The organism is Veillonella sp. CHU740 (assembly GCF_003992055.1).
In the GTDB taxonomy this organism is placed as follows: Bacteria; Bacillota; Negativicutes; order Veillonellales; family Veillonellaceae; genus F0422.
Genome location: NZ_RQVD01000027.1, coordinates 1 through 735, shown reverse-complemented (window position 1 = coordinate 735; position 735 = coordinate 1). Strand labels below are relative to the sequence as shown.

Annotated in this window: 1 pseudogene; it reads left to right on the top strand. The window is 38.0% G+C overall.

Features of this window, described 5'->3' with window-relative positions:
- Nucleotides 1–735: pseudogene (locus EO115_RS08415) on the top strand (hypothetical protein); the annotation flags it as partial.

The following is a 735-nucleotide window of genomic DNA, read 5'->3' as shown; positions in this document are numbered from 1 at the left end:
AGCAAGCGTAGTCAATACAGCCATCAATAATGCAACAAATCCATTGGCAAATAAAGCCTTATCCAACATTACAGATGATGGTAAAAAAGTAATCACAGGACTAAGCACAGAAGTCGTACAAGGTAATGGTATTACAGTTACTCCAAATACAGATGCAACAACAGGTAAGAAAACATACACCGTCTCTGCGGTAAAACCGAACTTTGACAAAGGTACAAATACAACTGTTACGGGAAATGGCACAGTAGATGATCCTTACAAATATAACGTAAACCCAGCGTTGACAGGTATTACGTCTATTACAGGTGATACTGGATTGACTTTCACTGGTGCTGGTAAAACGGTAACAATCAATGGTAATGGTGTTAATGTAGGTGGAGCTAAAGTGACTAACCTAGCAGATGCTGCATTAACAGATAGTTCTACTGATGCTGTGACAGGTAAACAGTTGAACGCTACCAATGAAAAAGTAGAAGGTAAAGTAGATAAAACAGCAGAACGTCATATTAAACCAGAAGCGTATACTGTGAATGATGGAACTGTTACGTTAAAATATGTAGATGCTAATGGCAAAGTAACAGATGAAACAGCTACAATTTCTGGTTTAAATCCAGTGAAATCTGTCGCTTCTGGTGATGCGAACACATTAACTGTTGAGAATAATAATGGTGCTATTACAGTAACGCCTATAGTGGCTACTAATGTTACAGATGCTGGCAATGCAAATAAACTAAC